At 66.8% G+C, this 17,386-nt stretch carries 11 protein-coding genes and 1 pseudogene; 1 reads left to right on the top strand and 11 read right to left on the bottom strand.

All coding sequences use genetic code 11. The features are described 5' to 3' along the window. Positions 1 to 325: 325 nt before the first annotated feature. The gene (locus ACGFZW_RS35375) at positions 326 to 619 is read right to left on the bottom strand and encodes a hypothetical protein (protein WP_393897429.1); all 294 of its coding nucleotides are present in this window, start codon (positions 617 to 619) and stop codon (positions 326 to 328) included. A gap of 416 nt (positions 620 to 1,035) precedes the next feature. Here ACGFZW_RS35375 and ACGFZW_RS35380 point away from each other — a divergent pair, with 416 nt between their 5' ends. Then, positions 1,036 to 3,573: a Helicase associated domain protein gene (locus ACGFZW_RS35380; protein ID WP_393897430.1), complete on the top strand. Its 2,538-nt coding sequence runs from the start codon at positions 1,036 to 1,038 to the stop codon at positions 3,571 to 3,573. Between the two features lie 664 nt (positions 3,574 to 4,237). On the opposite strand, the gene ACGFZW_RS35385 is transcribed toward ACGFZW_RS35380, so the two are convergent. The 10 genes and pseudogenes from ACGFZW_RS35385 to ACGFZW_RS35430 all read right to left on the bottom strand — a co-directional run bounded on the left by ACGFZW_RS35385 (position 4,238) and on the right by ACGFZW_RS35430 (position 16,761). After that, positions 4,238 to 4,966 (bottom strand): SDR family oxidoreductase, encoded by a 729-nt coding sequence (locus ACGFZW_RS35385; RefSeq protein WP_393897431.1) that lies wholly within the window; start codon positions 4,964 to 4,966, stop codon positions 4,238 to 4,240. 310 nt (positions 4,967 to 5,276) lie between these two features. Beyond that, on the bottom strand, positions 5,277 to 5,849 hold the full coding sequence (locus tag ACGFZW_RS35390) for a hypothetical protein (RefSeq protein ID WP_393897432.1): 573 nt from the start codon (positions 5,847 to 5,849) through the stop codon (positions 5,277 to 5,279). Positions 5,850 to 6,555: 706 nt separating this feature from the next. Continuing rightward, a pseudogene (locus ACGFZW_RS35395) lies at positions 6,556 to 7,846 on the bottom strand (IS256 family transposase). Between the two features lie 254 nt (positions 7,847 to 8,100). Continuing rightward, positions 8,101 to 9,516, bottom strand: a complete 1,416-nt coding sequence (locus ACGFZW_RS35400; RefSeq protein ID WP_393897433.1) for an MFS transporter — start codon at positions 9,514 to 9,516, stop codon at positions 8,101 to 8,103. A 1-nt stretch (position 9,517) separates the two neighbouring features. Next, complete coding sequence (locus ACGFZW_RS35405) at positions 9,518 to 10,249, bottom strand: HAD-IA family hydrolase (RefSeq protein ID WP_393897434.1); 732 nt, start codon at positions 10,247 to 10,249, stop codon at positions 9,518 to 9,520. Next, positions 10,246 to 10,905, bottom strand: coding sequence for a hypothetical protein (locus ACGFZW_RS35410; RefSeq protein ID WP_393897435.1), 660 nt, complete (start codon positions 10,903 to 10,905; stop codon positions 10,246 to 10,248). Before ACGFZW_RS35410 ends, ACGFZW_RS35405 begins: the two co-directional genes overlap by 4 nt. Next, positions 10,898 to 12,127 (bottom strand): hypothetical protein, encoded by a 1,230-nt coding sequence (locus ACGFZW_RS35415; RefSeq protein ID WP_393897436.1) that lies wholly within the window; start codon positions 12,125 to 12,127, stop codon positions 10,898 to 10,900. The genes ACGFZW_RS35410 and ACGFZW_RS35415 overlap by 8 nt, the downstream gene beginning before the upstream one ends. Further along, on the bottom strand, positions 12,124 to 13,125 hold the full coding sequence (locus ACGFZW_RS35420) for a polysaccharide deacetylase family protein (RefSeq protein ID WP_393897437.1): 1,002 nt from the start codon (positions 13,123 to 13,125) through the stop codon (positions 12,124 to 12,126). The genes ACGFZW_RS35415 and ACGFZW_RS35420 overlap by 4 nt, the downstream gene beginning before the upstream one ends. Before the next feature lie 452 nt (positions 13,126 to 13,577). After that, a complete protein-coding gene (locus ACGFZW_RS35425; RefSeq protein WP_393897438.1) occupies positions 13,578 to 14,669 on the bottom strand; it encodes a class I SAM-dependent methyltransferase in 1,092 nt (363 codons plus the stop codon). Between the two features lie 595 nt (positions 14,670 to 15,264). After that, complete coding sequence (locus ACGFZW_RS35430; protein WP_393897439.1) at positions 15,265 to 16,761, bottom strand: glycosyltransferase; 1,497 nt, start codon at positions 16,759 to 16,761, stop codon at positions 15,265 to 15,267. Between the last annotated feature and the right edge of the window lie 625 nt (positions 16,762 to 17,386).

The following is a 17,386-nucleotide window of genomic DNA, read 5'->3' on the forward strand; positions in this document are numbered from 1 at the left end:
CCCGCGGAGCGGGTACCATATCGCTGCGCGATATGCAAGCGAACCCCCTTGCTTCGCAAGGGGGTTGCCACCCGCTCCGCGGGTGGCCGGGTGGGGAGCTGCGCTTCCCACCCACCTCGACCGCTTCGCGGTCGAGGTGACGCTCCGTTCGCTTCGCTCCCGGAGCAGCGTGGGACTTCGTCCCACTACCGGCCTTCCGCTTCGCTCCAGGCCGCCTGTGGCTGGGTTCGCTGCGCTCCCCCGCCACAGGGACTTCCGGCTACGCCTCCAGTCAGGCCCGCTGACGCGGGCCAAGCTGGCTACGGGCGGGCCGGGGTAGTGGAGTTCAGGCGTTCACGTGGCCTGGGACGGTGCCTTGCCGGGGTGCGGCGTGATGCGCCGGCTTGCGACCTGAGGCGGCCTGGAGGTGGTGCAGCCACAAGGAGGCAGTGCTGAGCAGGCCCGTGAAGACTGCCAGGAGGAGCAGCGAAACCCACATCTGCCGACTCCCGGGATGAGTCCATCCCGTCCAGGCCACGGAGGCCGCCCACAGGAGGACGCCTGCTGTGTAGAAGGTGCGGGTTCGGCGCAGCTGTCGTACGGCCCGCAGGGACATGAGGTGTTCAGTCTTCGGTGCCATGCCGGCGCGCGTACCCCGGATTCGCGCTCTTACCGGGCGGCGGCGAGTGGAACAGATGTGACGGGCAGTGAGGGCGCGAGCGGACGGTGGGAGGAGGCGCCTGAAGGTGTGTCAAGGCCCTGGGTTGGCCGGCCGATGAGCCGGGCTGCCAGCCTACGACCGTGTTGGGGGATTCTTGTGCTCCAGATGCTTCATTTTTCATAGCGAGATAGACTCTGGAATCACGGGACACCACCCTGGATCGCTTCGGATAGGTTGTCGAGATCTTCTACACGGCGTTGCCGACGCTCTGGCGAAGGCGCGCACCTGGTCGACCACGCCAGCCATACCGTGGTCCATGTGGCTCCTCTACGTGCAGGTTTCTATTTCCGACAGCTCCCATCGACCGGACGGCACCGCAGGAGAGGCAGACGCATATGTCCCACACAGGCCGCGCTGATCAGCGCGAGGCCGCCCAGCGGGAAGCCATTGATGCGGTGCTTCGTGCCCTCGAATTGCCTGCACGATCACTTGTGCCCGAGCGAGGACTCCGGACGCAGGTGATCATGGCGACCGGGTCAGGGAAGACCCGGGTGGCGGTCCGCAGCGCCGAGGAGCTCCACGCAGGCCGTGTACTGGTGCTCGTGCCCTCGCTGGACCTGCTCGCCCAGACCGAGGTCGCGTGGCGCGAGGGAGGCCGCAGCGGCCCGATGATCGGCGTCTCCTCCCTGCGGGGCGAGGAGGCCGGCTTCCCCAACACCACGGACGCGGACGAGCTCGTGGAGTGGACCCGCGGCCTGGACAAGGTCACCGTGTACGCCACCTACGCCAGCCTCGGCCTCGGCACACTAGAACGCGCCCACATCACCGGCCTCTCGGCATGGGACCTCATCGTGGTCGATGAAGCGCACCGGACGTCCGGCCGGATCGGCAAGCCCTGGGCCGTCGTCCACGACAACACCCGCATCCCCTCCCTGCGCCGGCTCTACATGACCGCCACACCCCGCCTATGGCAACTCGACGAAGACCAGGAGCAAGGCGTCCCGGGTGAACTGGTGGCGAGCATGGACGACGACCCCGAGGGCCCCTTCGGCAGCAGGGCGTTCACGTTGACGCTCTCGGAAGCCATCGACCGGGGCATCTGTGCCCCTTACCAGGTCGTATGTGTCGATGTGGCGGACACGCAGTTCCAGGCCGCGGTGCTACTGGGCGCGGATGGCCGGTCGGATGAGGTGCGCGGCGCCCGCCTCGCCGCCCTGCAGACCGCCCTGGTCAAGGCGTCATCGGAGGAGGGCTTTCGCAGGACGCTGGTCTTCCACCACCTGACGCGGGAGGCCGAAGCTTTCGCGGCCGGCCTGCCCGACGTCGCCGCCCAGCTGCACGAGATCGACCCCGAGCACTACCCGCGCACGGTCTGGGCCAACTGGCTGTGTGGAGAGCACAAGCCCCTCCACCGCCGCGGGGTGCTGGGTGAGTTCGCCGACGGGATCGCAGGCGACGGCACGGTCGTGGAAAAGGGCTACCTGGGGTCCGTGAAGGTCCTCGGGGAAGGCGTGGATACCCGCAATTGTGACTCCGTGTATTGGGCGGATGTGCGCGGGGCCATGCCGGACCTGGTCCAGGCGGTGGGCCGGGCTCTGCGGATGCAGCCGGGCGAGGGCAAGGTCGCCAGCCTCGTCGTGCCGGTGCTCCTGGGCCCCGGCGAGACAGCGGACAACATGCTGACCTCGAAGGCGTACGGCGGGTTGGCGAAGCTTTTGGAAGCGCTCAGGGCGCACGACGCCAGGGTCGTGGAGGCGTTGGCCGAGCAGCAGGCTCCCAGCCGCTACAAGCCCATCCAGAAGGACGCAGAGGGCAAAGAGCAGGACGCCGGTGGGGACGGGGGCGGGGGGCCTTCGGCTCCGGCGAAGGCGCTGCTGAAGTTCTCCACGCCACGCGACCCCGCGCAGCTGGCAGCATTCATCAACCTCCGCGTCCTCAACCCCGAACACGAGCACTGGCGCCGCGGCGTGGAGGCCGCCGTCATCTACGCCCGCGAGCACGGGGACCTGCGGGTGCCGTTCACGTTCCGCGTCCCGACCGGACAGGACGCGAAGACGGCCGGGTGGCCGGCCTCACTGGCGAACTTCCCACTGGGGCAGTGGACCGCCGACGCCAGGAGGTTCTACGCCCGCGGCGACATGGACACCGACCGCGTCGAACAGCTGGAAAAGCTCGGCATGATCTGGAACCACTACGACGTCGCGTGGGAGGAGGGTCTGACCGCGGCGCGTGGGTGGGCCGCCGAACACGGGCACCTGCTCGCCCCGTTGGATGCCACGTACCAGGGGGCGAAAGTCGGGGTCTGGCTGAAGAACGCGCGGGCCGCCGCCCGGAAGGCGGCAGAGGTCGAGCAGCGGCGTGCCGAGGGTCTGCCCGTGAGGTCGTCGGCGGGGGCGTTGACGGAGGAGCGGCGTGAGCAGTTGGAGGACATCGACGCGTCCTGGTGCCCGGCATGGCCGGTGACCTGGCAGCGCTGCTTCCACCTGACCCGGCTACATCTGGACGAGAGCGGGACGCTGCCCACTGAGGCGGGCGACGTCGTACGCCAGGGCGAGGACCTCGGACGATGGGTGACGTCGGTCCGACTCGGGTGGGACAAGCTCACCACCGTGCAGCAATGGATGTGCGGACACATCCTCGGCATCCAACCCGCAGGCGAGGACGAAAAGCCCAAGCCGCGGACCAGCCAGGCACAGAAATGGGCGATGCACCTCGCCGCGGCCCGACAGTTCTACGAACGCGAAGGACACCTGAAGGTGCCGCGCAAACACGTCGAAACGATCACCCTGGGCGCGGCCGACGGTGAGGACGGCAGCCAGGAACAGCGGGACCTGCGATTGGGGGCATGGATTAGCAATCAGCGCTCCCGGGCGGCGTCGCTGACACCCGAGCGGATCGAGCAGCTCTCCGCCCTCGGCATGCGATGGAACTAGACGAAGGGACAGGACCAGACCGTTTGGGCCTTCGCAATGTGCCCGCATCGCGAAGGCGCCACCGGCTGCGTCCTCCAACCCTCAGCATGCAGATCACCACCGCCTTTCGCCGTGCCCTGGATCCGTGAGCAGCACAAGCGGATCGCGCACCACTGCAGAGTGATTCCGTCTTCTCCGGCGCGTCCTGACGACAGCGACGCCATCCGGCTCGCGGGCCTGTCGGGACTCCGGCCAGAAGCAGCGGAGCCGTATGCTCCCCCCTCTACACACACCTTGCCGACATCAGCAGTCGCTCGGCGTTCCTTGCCCTTGCCGAGGACGAGGCGGTCGAGGCGCGGGCGTAGCCGAGGCGGACGTGGCCGACCGGTTCGGTGCCCGGCCATCGACGGCCACGCCCGCCGATGGCGCAGGCCCCAAGGCGACGGCGAAGCCGCGCCGGAAGGGGCGTGCGAGCGGGCACGCGCGGGTGGGCGTCCGATACTCGTCACTGGGGCGAGTGGCCCTGCGGCGGGCGATGAAGGCGCGATCGGCCTCGATCGTCTCGGCCGGGTAGATCGCGCATGGTGGAGTCGGGTATTGGAACTGTCTGAATGCCCCGGTCCGGAGCGCATGTGCCGCCCGGACCGCGGTGTCAGTCGCTGTGTGTGGACGTGCCGGCTATCGGTCAGACTTGTTCGAAGTGAAATGCCTTGATGAAGCAGTCGCGGGGCTGGGCGACGGCGAAGAGCATGCACTCCACGAGTGACTGTGCGGTGAGGGCGGCCTTGGCCTCGCGCGGTGTGGTCTCCCACTCCTCGGAGAGCGGGTCAGGGTTGTCGAAGTCAGGCGGGTAGAGGGAAATCACCCGGACCCCCTGGGGCCGCAGGCGCTTGGAGAGGATCTCGGCGAACCCTGCCTGGGCGCTCTTGGCCGCGTAGAAGGCGTCGTGCGCGTCCGAGCGGTGATGACCGGCCGTTCCGCAGGCGGAGACCATGGTCACCACGTCCGGCTTATCCGAGCTGAGTAGGAGGGGAAGGAAGTTCTTCACGGTCAGGGCGGTGCCGGTGGCGCCGGATGCGATCGTGTCGACGATGTCGGCGTCGGAGGCGGATTGGAGGTCTGGGCCTTCGAGGTAGCGGGAGCCGTTGTTGATCAGTACGTCGATGCGGTCGGTGTGCCGGGCGACGCCGGCAGCGAAGTCGCGGATCGAGGCCGGGTCCGTCAGGTCGCAGGCGAAGGCGTGGACCTGCTGGTGCCCCCGGCCGCGAATCTCGTCGCGGACACGTTCAGCGGAGGCGAGAGTGCGCGCGGAGAGGAAGACCTCAGCGCCGAGGTCCGCGAGACGAATCGCCAAAGTGCGTCCGAAATCGCGGCCGGCTGCCGTAATGACCACGCGGTGATCGTCGAGTCTCATCTCGGTGCTCCTGATTCGTAGATCGGAGGTTGTGGTGAAGCGCGCGGCTGACCTCGGCGGCGTAGGGCCCAGTCTCCAGCGACGGCTCGCTGCCATCTGACGGCGACGGGGATGTCGAGCCGAGGGTGCGGGCGAGGACCGCGGCGGGCAGCTCGGTGGCAAGCTGGAACAGCGCGATCGAGCTGGCCCGGCGAGCCGGATACCGAGTTGGCGAAGCCGTTCGCCCCCGGCCCAGGCACTGATCGGACGGCCGGACTGACCTCCAGGGAAGAGCCAGGATGCGTCTGTCCGGCCGAGGACGGCATGGCTGCTACGAGGTCGATGACACCAGCTGGGTACGAAGGAGCGCTCGCAGCATCGCGGCGCCCGCCCCCACCGCGCCAAGGTGCAGGAGTGCCGCGAGCGCGAGGCTTTCCGGCAAGGCCGCATCGGCCGGTAGTGCGAATGCCAGGTACAGGGTGAAGGGAAGCTTCCAGCCACTCCAGGCGAACAACGAGCCCGAGCCGAGCCAGCCGAGCACCATCGGGCCCCATCGGGGGACTCGTGCGGGCCGGCCTCGGACGACAGCCCAGGCAGCGGCGGACGCGACCAATGCCCAGAGCCCGAAGACGCCGGACAGCACATACCAAGCGAGGTCCCGCTCGCCGCGGTGGGCGACACCTACGGTGCCGCCCACCGCCCAGTACAACCAGATGAGACCGACTACGGCGCCGACCACGGCCATCCATGGCAGCGCCCCTTGCGAGCCCTGCCCACGGTCCCCGAGCCGACCCGCGAACGCCACCGGCCAGCGCCGCCGCAAGTACATGGGCAACGCGATGGCCAGGCCCAGCCCCATCCCTACAAACCCGATCTGAACCAGCGCGGCCTCCCAGACCGGCATCGACGGGCCCGCTTCACTCCCGCCCTTCGGCTTGCCATCCGCTGAACCCAGCAGCGAACTGAGGACGGCCGGGGGGGCAACACCGGGACGAGGAACCCCGTCCCGACCCAAGCGCAGAAAACCAACGGCGCTCCCGGTATACGCATCCCCCACGGCCGCACCAGCGCGAGCGCCACCGTGATCCCGACACCGGCCATACCGATCGTGGCGCTGTTGAGCACCACCGACTCCGCCATGCCGAACCCGGTCCAGACCGGCAACAACCCCAAGAGCGAACCAACCACCCACGACACCTTGATCAGCAGGTAGGGCGTCAGCGCCAGCGCTGCCCCCTTCGCCGCAACCCGCCCGATGCGATCCCACCGATCCACCTGAACCCCCAACTCAAGAAACCGGGTCCAATCCTCATCCGCCACTGCCCCACGCGCGTCAACCGCCGGGCGCATCCACGTCATCACTCAGAAGGAGCGAGAATCAGCCGATCATCAGTTGTCCGACCCATTTACAGCCCGCTTATGGAGTGAAACAGGCGGGCGCGCACCTCTCCGCCGTCTTCACATCGCCAGCGACCGCGCTCCCAGCAGCCACCGACGCCATCAACTGACATGGCGCAGGACGGTGTCGGGCCTGCCGACCGGGCATGGCTCCGCGTTCTCGGGGTCGGCGAGGGACTGTCCAATCAACGGTGTAACTGGGGTTGTTGAGGTTAGTGGCGTGCTGCGCTGAGTCGGCCGTCGAAGGTGATGTCGAAGGCGTTGAGGGCGGTCTTCCAGCGGCTGGTCCAGCGGGCTTGTCCCTTGCCGGTGGGGTCGAGGGACATGATCGCCATGTAGACGCATTTCAGCGCGGCCTGCTCGTTGGGGAAGTGGCCGCGGGCCTTGACCGCCCGGCGGATCCGCGCGTTGACGGACTCGATGGCGTTGGTAGTGCAGATGATCCTGCGGATCTCGGTGTCGAACCGGAGGAACGGGGCGAACTCCTCCCAGGCGTTCTCCCAGAGCCTGACGATTGCCGGATACTTCTTGCCCCAGGTGTCGGCGAACGCGGCGAACCGCTCCAAGGCGGCGTCTTCGGTCGCGGCCGTGTAGACGGGCTTGAGAGCCTTGGCGATCTTGTCCCAATCCTGGCGGGCGGCACAGCGGAACGAGCTCCGCAGGAGGTGGACCACGCAAGTCCGGACGATCGTGGCCGGCCAGACGGTCTCGACTGCTTCGGGCAGGCCCCTAAGGCCGTCGCAGACCAGCATGAGGACGTCGCCCACGCCGCGATTCTTGATCTCGGTCAGGATATGGAGCCAGTGCTTTGCGCCCTCGCCGCCGTCTGCGGCCCACAGGCCGAGGATCTCCCGGCGGCCCTCCGCGGTGACGGCCAGGGCCACATAGATCGGACGGTTGGCGACCGCGCCGTCGCGGATCTTCACGTGGATCGCATCGATGAAGATGACGGGAGAGACCGGGTAGAGGGTCGGTTCTGCCATTCGGCCATGCCCTCGAGGACCTTGTCGGTGATGGTCGAGATTGTCTGGCGCGAGACGTCGGCGCCATAGACCTCGGCCAGGTGGGCCTGGGCCTCGCCGGTCGTCAGGCCCTTCGCGGCGAGCGAGATGACCATCTCGTCGACGCCGGTCAGACGCCGCTGCCTTTTCTTCACGATCTTCAGCGCGAACGATCCGTCCCGGTCACGGGGCACGGCAATCTCGACGGGGCCGACCTCGGTCAGCACTGTCTTGGAGCGGGTTCGTTGCGGGAGTTGCCGCCGTTCTTGCCCGCCGGATCATGCCGGTCATAGCCGAGATGATCGGTCACCTCGCCCTCCAGAGCCGACTCAAGGAGTCGCCTCGTGAGCTGCCGCAGCAGGCCTCCCTCGCCGGTCAGCTGCAGACCTTCGGCCTGAGCGCGGCCCACCAACCCCTCGATCAGCTGGTCATCCACCGCTTTCGCCGACCGCGGGGCAGCCACCTCTGAACTCTCGTCCTCAGGCGTGTTGCTACTGGTCATCAGCGCATCCTCCATGATCAGGAGTTACACCGTTCTTCTTACAGTCCCACTCGACGACCAAAAGCAGCAGGGCGTGCCGGGTGAGCTCGTCACGTCCATGGACGACGACCCCGATGGCCCCTTCGGCAGCAGGGCGTTCACTTTGACGCTCTCGGAGGCCATCGACAGGGGCATCTGTCCCCGAGGCGCACGTTGAGCGTCTTACAGGTCATTTCCTAGGTATTGTCTTGCGTCATGCTGATGGGGTAACGACTTCACTTGTCCAACGGTTGGTCCCCGACGGGCTGTGCGGGTGGTGCCGCGGTCCCGTCTGTCCGCAGGGTGGCGGCCGTAGACGCCATGGGGGCCGTGAGGTCTTGGCCGCCATCATCTTCGTAGCCGCCGGATGACCCAGCGGCTATCCGCTCGCCCAGCGCAGCCGGGCGGCCCGGTTCGGTGACCCGCCCTGCGCAGGCGCCAACAACGAGGACGAGAACGGCAGGGACGGCCATGGCGGGTGTCAGCCCGAGCCACTCCCCCAGCCAGCCGATGAACGGGGGCCCCAGGAGAAGCCCCATGTGGCTGAGAGTGGCCACGTTGGCGACGGCCGACGCGACCGACGTGTCGGCGTGCTCCCCGGGTGCGGCGGCCTGGTGCCCGGAGAGGCTGCTGATTACAGGGTCCAGGATCGAGAGCCCGGCTCCGAACAACCCGAAGCCGGCCGTCGCCCACCACACGCTGGGCGCGGCAACCACCAGGACCATGCCCAGGCACGCGAGCGTGCTGAACGCCCGCAGGAGGAAGGCCACGGACGACCGTTCGCGCAGCGCGTCACCTCCCAGTCTGCCGAGGACGAGCGCCGCGGAGAACACGATGAAGCCCAGCGAGGCCGCCGCCGACGTGGCCTGTCGCTCCTCCCGCAGGTACACGGCCCCCCATTGCTCGACCGCCCCCTGACTCATCAGGCAGACCATGCCGAGGCAGCCCAGGAGCAGGATCGACTGACCGCGCCGGCCTGCCCGGGCCCTGGGGGCCTTTCCCGCCCCCAGGGATGTTGAGGCCGGTTCATCCGCGAGCAGGTTCCGGGCGGTTGCGATGGTCGGCACTAGGCAGAGCAGCCCTGTGGCGAAGAGATGCACGGCCACGCTGCCGCCGATCCATGCTGACAGACCACCAAGAAGCGAACCCGCCAGCGTTCCCAGACCCCAGGCCGCGTGGTACAGGTTCATGCGCGAGCGGCCCGACCTCTTCTCGACCGCGATGGCCTGCGACGTCATGGTGACGTACACGAGCCCGTCGACGAGGCCGAAGACGAAGAGTACGCCGCCCAGTTGCGCCCCGTTCCCGCTGAGCCCGACGGCCCACAGGAGGAGCGCGAGGACCGGTACGGATCCACGGAGCATGCTTCGCGTACCGCAGCGCGGCACGAGGAGGCAGGAGATCTGCATGGCGAGCAGCGAGCCGACCACGGGCAGCGTGAGTACGACGCCCAGGGCGCCTGTGGACAGCCCGGTCCGCTCCTTTACAGAAGGGATCATCACCAGCCAGGTGGCAAGCATCATTCCGTTCACGAGGAAGGTGACGAGCACTGCGTGGTGAGCAGCTCTCCGTGTGTCCCTCCGGTTTGTGGTGCGGACCTCGCGGTCCTGCCGGGCCCGTGCAGGCCCTGTCCGGGGTTCTTCATCGGCCATGTCACGTTCCCCAGGGGAAGAACGCCAGCAGCACCCGCGCCGTGGCGTTGGAGGGCGTCACACACTCGACCTGCTTAAAACTTGAGAGGCGGTCGGCTGTCCCGGACGAGGTCGCGGCGTCACCGATGAGGACCGCGCTCATGCCAGCAGCCGTGGCGGCCGCGACGCCGGAGTCCGCGTCCTCGAAGACGAGGCAGGCTGCGGGGTCGACTCCGAGAAGGGCGGCGGCCTTCAGAAATCCCTCGGGGTGGGGCTTGCCGTTTGTCACCTCGTCGGCCGTCACCAGGACCTTCGGGCATGGAATCCCTGCGGCGGCAATCCGACTGAGTGCCACTTGGCGCTCCCCTGAGGTGACGATCCCCCAGGAATTCGGGGGCAATTGGGCGAGCAAGTCGCGGCCGCCTGGAATGGGGGTGATGCCGGCGACATCGGTACAGGAAATCTCCCGCATCCAGGCGAGCTCGGCGGTGACCTGATCCTCGGGAACATACTCCGCGATGACGTCCGCATCGCGGCGCCCGTGCCAGTTGTCCAGGACCTCGTCGGGATCGAGATCGTGGGCCAAGGCCCATTTCCTGGTATGCCGCTCGATCGTTGTCATGGACTCGATCAGCGTACCGTCGAGGTCGAAGAGGACCGCCTCGCCGCTCCACAGGGCGGTGCTCGAAACGAGCTGGGACATCTGAATCTCCTCAGAGTGATCAGGCCGACGCTGATGTGCTGTTTCGGTCACACAGCCACCGCCACGGCCTCCAACAGGCAGCTGCGGTAGAGCTGTTCCCACAGGGGGCCTTGGGGGCCGAGCCCGTGCGGGGAAAGGAAGCGGGTCCCGGTCACGCCGGCGGCCGCCCGGCCTTGCCCGGACTCCGGGTGGGGACGGGTGCCGCACGGCAGCGGGAGTACGCGGGGCAGTACGGTGTGGGACACCGGTCCGCCGAGGGCCAGCGCCTCGTCGAGGCATGCCTCCTCGCGGTCCGCCTCGGCGATCGCGCTCCCTGGGTCGCGACCGTTGTCCAGCCGCGCGGCCCACGCGACGCCTCGGGTACGGAAGGTGAGGGCATCGCCGCGGCTGTCCCGCAGGGCCAGCGCCGGCAACAGGGCACGGCGTACGAGCATCTCGCAGCCCAGCATGGTCACTTGGGCCTCGTCGGTACCCCGGCCCCCTTCCCACGGAACGAGCTGGGCTACGTCCGACGGTAGTGCCATGGGGCTCGCCCGGATCAGGGACTCGTCGGCGCCGCACGGGTCGCACGGCATGACCGTGACGAGGACAGTCACCCCGTACCGGGCGGCAAGTGTGTGGACGGCGGCCTCGCGGCGTGCCATGCGCACGACCGCGCCGCGCACCTCGGCGGAGCCGTACACGGAGGCTGGCGAGGGATCAGACATGGGCCGACTCGCTCCGGCCGACGTGCCGGACGGCCGGCCACTTGGTGCCTGCTGCCGCCCGGTCGAGCCAGCCTCGCCATAGGGCACGCGCGCCGAGATCGACGAGGTCCGCCTGCTCGCCTTCGGACAATGCGCGCCGGTCCCGCGCAGCGAGACCGGCGCGCACCCACGACTCCAGGGCTCTCCGGGCCAGTTCGCCGTGTGCGGTGAGCGACGCGTCCCGATGCGACCGCGTCGCCCAGGCATCGGCGCCCAGGAGGTAGCACGCGGCCCAGAACTCCAGGCCGAGGCGGCTGTGGTGCTCGTCGGCGGCCGGCTCCGTACGCCAGGTCTCAACGATCCGGTCGCGTTCCACACCGATCAGCGCGCACCAGTCGTACCAGTACCAGCCGAACCCGTGCTCGATCGGCTCCCTGGCAAGCGGCTGGACCAGTCGGAGCTGGCAGGTGGACTCCACGAACTCGACCGCGTAGTCCGGCATACCGGGGGTAGTCGCCGCTCCGGCTCTCGTAACGGCCACCGTGCCAATGCCCGCACCGGACGTCGGGAGGTGCGCCGTCCAGTGCGTCGTGTCGAGATCGAGGCCCGGTGCGTAGACGGTGGCGCGTCGCCTCCCGTGGGAGTCGTTGCCCGCCGTGCTGCGCTCGTCTCCGTGTTCCAGCAGGTGAGGCACGGAGGCCACGGCGGGCAGGCCGCGCCGGATACGGAATGGGGTGACCACCTCGTCGTCATCCTTGAGGACGTCGGGCAGGGCGGCCAGGTGCGCGGCCAGTGCGGCTGCGTGCGCCACGGGCAGGACCAGACCCAAGGTTGGCGTGTACTCCAGCGGGGACAGGGGTGCCCACGGCGAACCCGTGACCGCCGCTCGTCGCACCAGGTAGGAGTTCTGGGGGCTGTTCCAGTTGACGTACAGGGAGATGCCGCAGTCAGGGTTCGCCGTCACGGCCCGGTGAAGCTGGCGCCCGATGTCCGGGGCCGGGGTGATGTCGTCCTGGAGGACTAGGTGGTGCGTGGCCCCGGGCGCAATAGCCGCCCAGGCGAGTTTGGCGGTACGCAGCGGGCTGGGCGGGCCGCTCGGTTTGGGGTCCGGGATCACGCGCGGGTTCAGCTCCGCGAGTCGGGCCAGCAGGGCGGGCAGCCGGGCGCCCCTAGAAGGGTGGTGCATGATCACAGCACTAATGCGGATCGTGTCCTCGTCACCCACGAGGCGTCGTGCCGTCATCGCACACCCACCAGTTGGCTCACCATCTCGTCGATCGACACTAGGTCATGCCCCGTGGCGAGCAGAGACTCGATGATGAGGGGGAGCGCGGCAACCGTTTGCGAGCGGTCCCCGCCTCCGTCGTGCATGAGCACGACGGCATCACCCTCCGCGCCGGTCGTGTCCAGCGCGCGGGACACGATGCCGCTGATGCCGCCGAGGGCCCAGTCGCAGGTGTCGCGGCTCCACAGGACCGTGGTCAGCCCCGCTTCCTCGGTCCACCGCAGGGTGTCCGGGGTGCGTGAACCGTACGGCGGACGGACGAGGACGGGCCGCTCCCCCGTCACAGCAGCAACGGCGTTACCGGTCGCCTCGAACTGCCGGAGCAGTTCCGTCTGCGAGAGATCGGGAAGGTAGGGATGCGACCAGGTGTGGTTCGCCACGCTGTGCCCTTCGGTCCGCATGCGGGCGACGAGCGCAGGCGCGGCGCTCACATGCAGGCCCACGCAGAAGAAGGTGGCGACGGCCCCGTAGTCGCGGAGAATGTCGAGCACTTGGCCCGTGTACGGCTCGCTCGGACCGTCATCGAAGGTCAGCGCCACACGGCGCGAGGTTTGGGAGCCGCCACCGAAACACTTTCCCTGCTCAACGAGTTCGGCCTCGTACGCGGCGCTGCTCCCGACGGCCCGGAGGTGTTCCTCGATCCTGCCCTTGAGCGTTCCGTTCGCGGTGTCGGTCTCCGGGAGGGCGCGGGCACCGGGCTTGTGCGCCCGCTGCGCTAGCGTGAGAGCGGAGGCGGAGCCGAGGAGGGGGCGAGGAGGCAGGTCCCAGGGGTCGGCGCGGAGCACTGTCAGGCCGAGGTGACGGAGAGGACCGTCGAGCAGTCCGTTCGTGCTGTCGATGACGGCCCGGACCTCCTCGCCGCAGGCGAGCCGCACGTAGCGTGCCAGCCCGACGACGTCGGTGGCGGCGAAGCCGACAGGCGGCAGCGATCGGCCGTCCTCATGGGCGCATGCCACTTCGTAACCCTTGTCGTGCCACGCTATCCCGGCCGACCACATCTGGAACCTTCTTTCATTTTCCTTGCATTTCTGCGGAAACGCGGTATGCGTGGGTGGTTTCTCGATCAGTCCCAGCTCTGTTGTCACCGGTGTCCGCCACCATCGGCGGGGTGAACGTGGTGTCCGTTCATCGGGACACGAGGACAGCTGCCATGGATTGTCCGAGCTGACCTCCTCGTCGCTGGTCCGAAGGACGCATGCCCTGGCCGGCGACGAGGCGAAGCCGGAGCCCTCAGCGATGTCCTCGGCCCCTGTCCGAACACCTCTGTTCACGTGGAGCTCTCGCGCTGAGTCAGCCGCCGCGTGCGGGCGTCCAGCCGCTCGCCGCCACTGTGCGTTGAGGGCTGTCAGGGGCCCGGCGGTGAGCAGAAGGAACGCTGCCTCGGTCGAAGGCGTACGCGACGGCGAATCTACTTGGGGAATAGTGACTGATAGATCGGATGATTGTGCACGGTGCGGCTTCGGTGTGGGGAGAAGTGACGTGCGCGATAGACACCACGAGCAGTGTGTAGCTCTCCCGAAAGGTGGTAGTCCGGGTGGACACCGTCGTTGCTCAAGACCGAACGGAAGGTCAAGTTCAAAACATCACCCGCTTCAACTGGGATTCCGTTATCAAACAACGGTAGGTAGATCGACGCCCAGTTGGTTCTGCCTTGCAGTGCATCAAGGGGCTCCTGATCGGGTAGGCAGCGCATTACCAGCCAAGTGAGCACACCGTCTACCGTGCCTGGTCGAGTCATGGTGAGGCGAGCGTTGGTCTCCTGCTCCACTTGAAGGTCACCGTTGAACTCAAGCCGCTCCACCTGCGCGCTATCCGAGATGATGGCCTCCTGGGCCGGATTCACGACACGCAACCGGACATCAAACGGCCCACCGTTCCATTCGAAAAGCCGCTGAAGTTGAGGTAGTGCTGCGCCTGAGAAAGCCGGTGCACGACCAGCGAACAGATCGGCGAAGTTGACTGCCGCCGCACGTGTCAGGCACAGGTCCGGAATGATGACTGCGTCCGACGTCAAATGGCGTTGCTTCGCATCGGCGAAAACGGCTGCCGCACCCTCGGCACTGGGGAGGGAACCCAGAATCTCCGCCACACACACTTCAGCCTTCGGCTCGATTGCGAGCCCAGTCGACTCGCCGTGCAACAGCGTGACCCGGTGCCCGTCGGGGAGGCCCGACAATGCCTGCGACGCAGCTCCAAACGACCCTTCCATAGCTTCCATGGCGAAAACATGTCTGGCACCAGACCTCAGGCTTTCCCTTGCCCAGAAAAGTTCCGAGCCAGTGCCAATATCTAGGACGATTCGATCGTGCGCATACTTCTCAAGTGCGTCGCGGAACCTCCAATTGCGTTCCGTGTCGGCCATCATCGCATCGTACAGTTCGGCATCATAGATTGGGTACTCGCCGTGGGTCGGCATCAATGCCGGCGCGGTTTCCGTACTGGGGGACGAATCCACCAGCACTCCGGTTCGCCAGCCAGTACCTTCGATGTAATGGGTCATAGCTAACATACTCCGACTCATGTTGGCTTCGCGTTTCACTGCCTTGTGAGGGCTTTCCAGATATCAATTCTCGCTAGCTGATCGCCCTAAGCAACCATGAGGAGCCGGCCCCCACTACACGCTTCTCATACTGAGCTCCAGTCGATCTCGATGGCGTAATTGGCGGCGTCTTTCGGCTGATTGGTTGGGGCCGCATCGACGACTCCTACGTGGTCCTCGAATCCGCCCAAGCCCGAGCCGAAAAAGGGACGAGGTCCGAGCTCCGGGGACCGAGTCAAGCCGGCCTCCATGTGCACATCCTGTCGGACTGCCCTTCTTACCAGGGCCTCGGCAGCCAACGTCCACGACTTCGAGGGGCTGCAGTCGATGGTGGCCGGTCACCTAACGAGACACGGCCCCCACCGTGGCCGGTACTTCAATCCCCAGCGCCTAGACGCCGGCCGGAATTACGACCAGATCAGCCTGCAGAAATGGCTACGTGGCAAGCGCACCGGAGTTCGCGTCACCTGCAAAGGTCTCGATTCCAGCGAGCAGTTGCAGTACAGACGCTGGGTGATCGAGCCGACGACCGTTGTGACTGTCTGGTACCGCAGGCTTAGCCCTCCGACGGAAGTGAAAATGCGTACCCCTGAGCCACCAGTTTCTTCACAAGGCTTTCCGGCAGTCGGCACGTTTTCATGGTGGGACTCATCATGACATCCCGCAGTGTGGAGATTTTTTCATCGACGTTGAAACTTCGATGCCCGCGATGCGGGTCGACGATACGCACGACGTTGTCGGAGTAGCTAACCCACGGTGCAAGGACGTAGCAGGACCGCTCATCGAAGGGGAGTGGTTTCTCCATGCCATAGGCCTTAAAAAAGACCTGCGCGACTGGGTCCTCGTAGTCTGCATAGATCTTGCGCGCGCTGCCGAACAGGACCCTGTGTTCATCGATGTGCTGTAGGATCGGTGACTTCTTTAGCGGCACGGGGGCGTGATCGGACCGCCTGAGCATTTCCATAGTGCGCGCAGTCACAGAACCTTCTGAGAACGCCGCCCGTCCCCGGTCGATAGCGGCTTCCTCCACGACCACGGTCGACGACCTCTCTACCGCCGCCAATATGGCCCTAGCCAGCGACCCAGGGTCCACAACCGGACCCATGGTGGACTGGTGAACAGGAACCAGCGTCAACAGCTGTGGAAACCACTCCTGGAACCCGTTGTGACCGCCCCAGGCCGTCGTCACCACCTGATGGCCGTTGACCAGGGACGCCAGCACAGATGAACCGAAATTCTCATCGGAGTGCAAGGTCGGCGACACCAGGACATGAGGCTCCTGATGCACATCGTAGAACACCCAATCCCGAGGTTTGGCTCCGTGCCACGTCACCACGTCTTCCAAGCCCAACGACTCGGCGAGCTCTCGCAGGTACGTGCCGAAGTTCGAATGTTTGAGCCCCATGTTGGGGCTGCCGAGATCGTCTTCACCGCCGTACACATCCAACGTCACGGCCGACGCCCAGGCGAACGAGGTGCGCATGATCCACAGGGCGAACAACAGGGTGTGCAGGTTCTTTTGCTCCGAGACGCGCCCGACGTAGGCCAACCGCGTGATCTCGACCTTCGTACGCCGTTTCCCGCTGTTCACCTTGAAGTGGTCAACCAGTGGAAACGGGATCAGCTCGACTTGGGCGTTCGGGAAACAAGAGCGAACCGTAGCTGCTTCCTCTTCGCAAGTCACGACGAACGTGTCCCTCTCGGTGAGCACGTCCGCGAAGGCACCAAAGGCTTCGAACCCGTCAGTGCCGTCGCCGTGTAGATAAAGCGTCATTGGCGCGGCCTCCTCCATCTGCGACCTCAGAAGGAGTGCGGCCTTAACGGTTCCGGGCGTCACCGTGGTCAGGACAATGCGCTCCAACCGGGAAGCACCGGCATGAAGGCGCTGCTCTATTTCGGGCGGCAAGGGCACGCATAGCGTGCTGACGGTCTTACGCTCAGACCGGCCGATGCGGTCCCAGACGCGCTCAATTGCCGGGATAATTTCCTGCAGGCTCAACCACCAGTCTTTTTCCCTGGTAGTCAGCACTACGATGCCATCGTTGCTCGACACATGCCCCCCTAAGGTCCGATGTTGGCGCTTTGGTCGTCGCGAACTGCTCGCCGCTGTTCCACCTCATCTGCTTCGGGCGCCGTCCGGCGAGAGCCGACTTCACGGCCTCGTCCTGCGGCCCACGTCTATACCAAGAGATCACGCTCGAACGCCGCCGCACTGATCTCTCTGGCCACCCCGTCTGTGTTCGAAGCAGCCGACCAGCGCCCGCTTGAGAACGGGATTATTGTGACCGTATTTGAGGATTCCACCCCTGGGAAAAAGCCCAACTAGCGCAGCCGTCCACCCCGTAGAGCCGGCCGCCCGCTGCCCGGCCGAACACCACCGGCCACCGTCGGCTGTAACGGTCCGTGAGCGAGGCGGCAATGGGATCATGCGGCCGGCCGCGGAGTTTCTCGTTGGCCGATGGGGTCCCGGTGGTGGCCCTGCACTCTGACCATGCGACAGCTCGGGCCTCAGTTCAAGATCTCCTCCTCGTCCGTGTGCCGGGCGATCCAGCGGCTTGGTCCCCTGCTTGCACTGGAGCCCGTCTCCCGCCGGCTGATCCAGCCGACCGGTTGCGGATTGTGGACAGCACCCTGGTCCAGGTCGCGACCAGAACATCGGCTTCTCGTCCGCTTGTCGA

It is taken from the genome of Streptomyces sp. NPDC048248, assembly GCF_043201875.1.
Lineage (GTDB): Bacteria > Actinomycetota > Actinomycetes > Streptomycetales > Streptomycetaceae > Streptomyces.

Bases quoted from the DNA above. Each gene is read 5' to 3' on its own strand.
- ACGFZW_RS35410 (WP_393897435.1), bottom strand. From the start codon at position 10,905: ATGTCTGATCCCTCGCCAGCCTCCGTGTACGGCTCCGCCGAGGTGCGC.
- ACGFZW_RS35425 (WP_393897438.1), bottom strand. From the start codon at position 14,669: ATGACCCATTACATCGAAGGTACTGGCTGGCGAACCGGAGTGCTGGTG.
- ACGFZW_RS35375 (WP_393897429.1), bottom strand. From the start codon at position 619: ATGGCACCGAAGACTGAACACCTCATGTCCCTGCGGGCCGTACGACAG.
- ACGFZW_RS35400 (WP_393897433.1), bottom strand. From the start codon at position 9,516: ATGGCCGATGAAGAACCCCGGACAGGGCCTGCACGGGCCCGGCAGGAC.
- ACGFZW_RS35415 (WP_393897436.1), bottom strand. From the start codon at position 12,127: ATGACGGCACGACGCCTCGTGGGTGACGAGGACACGATCCGCATTAGT.
- ACGFZW_RS35380 (WP_393897430.1), top strand. From the start codon at position 1,036: ATGTCCCACACAGGCCGCGCTGATCAGCGCGAGGCCGCCCAGCGGGAA.
- ACGFZW_RS35385 (WP_393897431.1), bottom strand. From the start codon at position 4,966: ATGAGACTCGACGATCACCGCGTGGTCATTACGGCAGCCGGCCGCGAT.
- ACGFZW_RS35390 (WP_393897432.1), bottom strand. From the start codon at position 5,849: ATGCCGGTCTGGGAGGCCGCGCTGGTTCAGATCGGGTTTGTAGGGATG.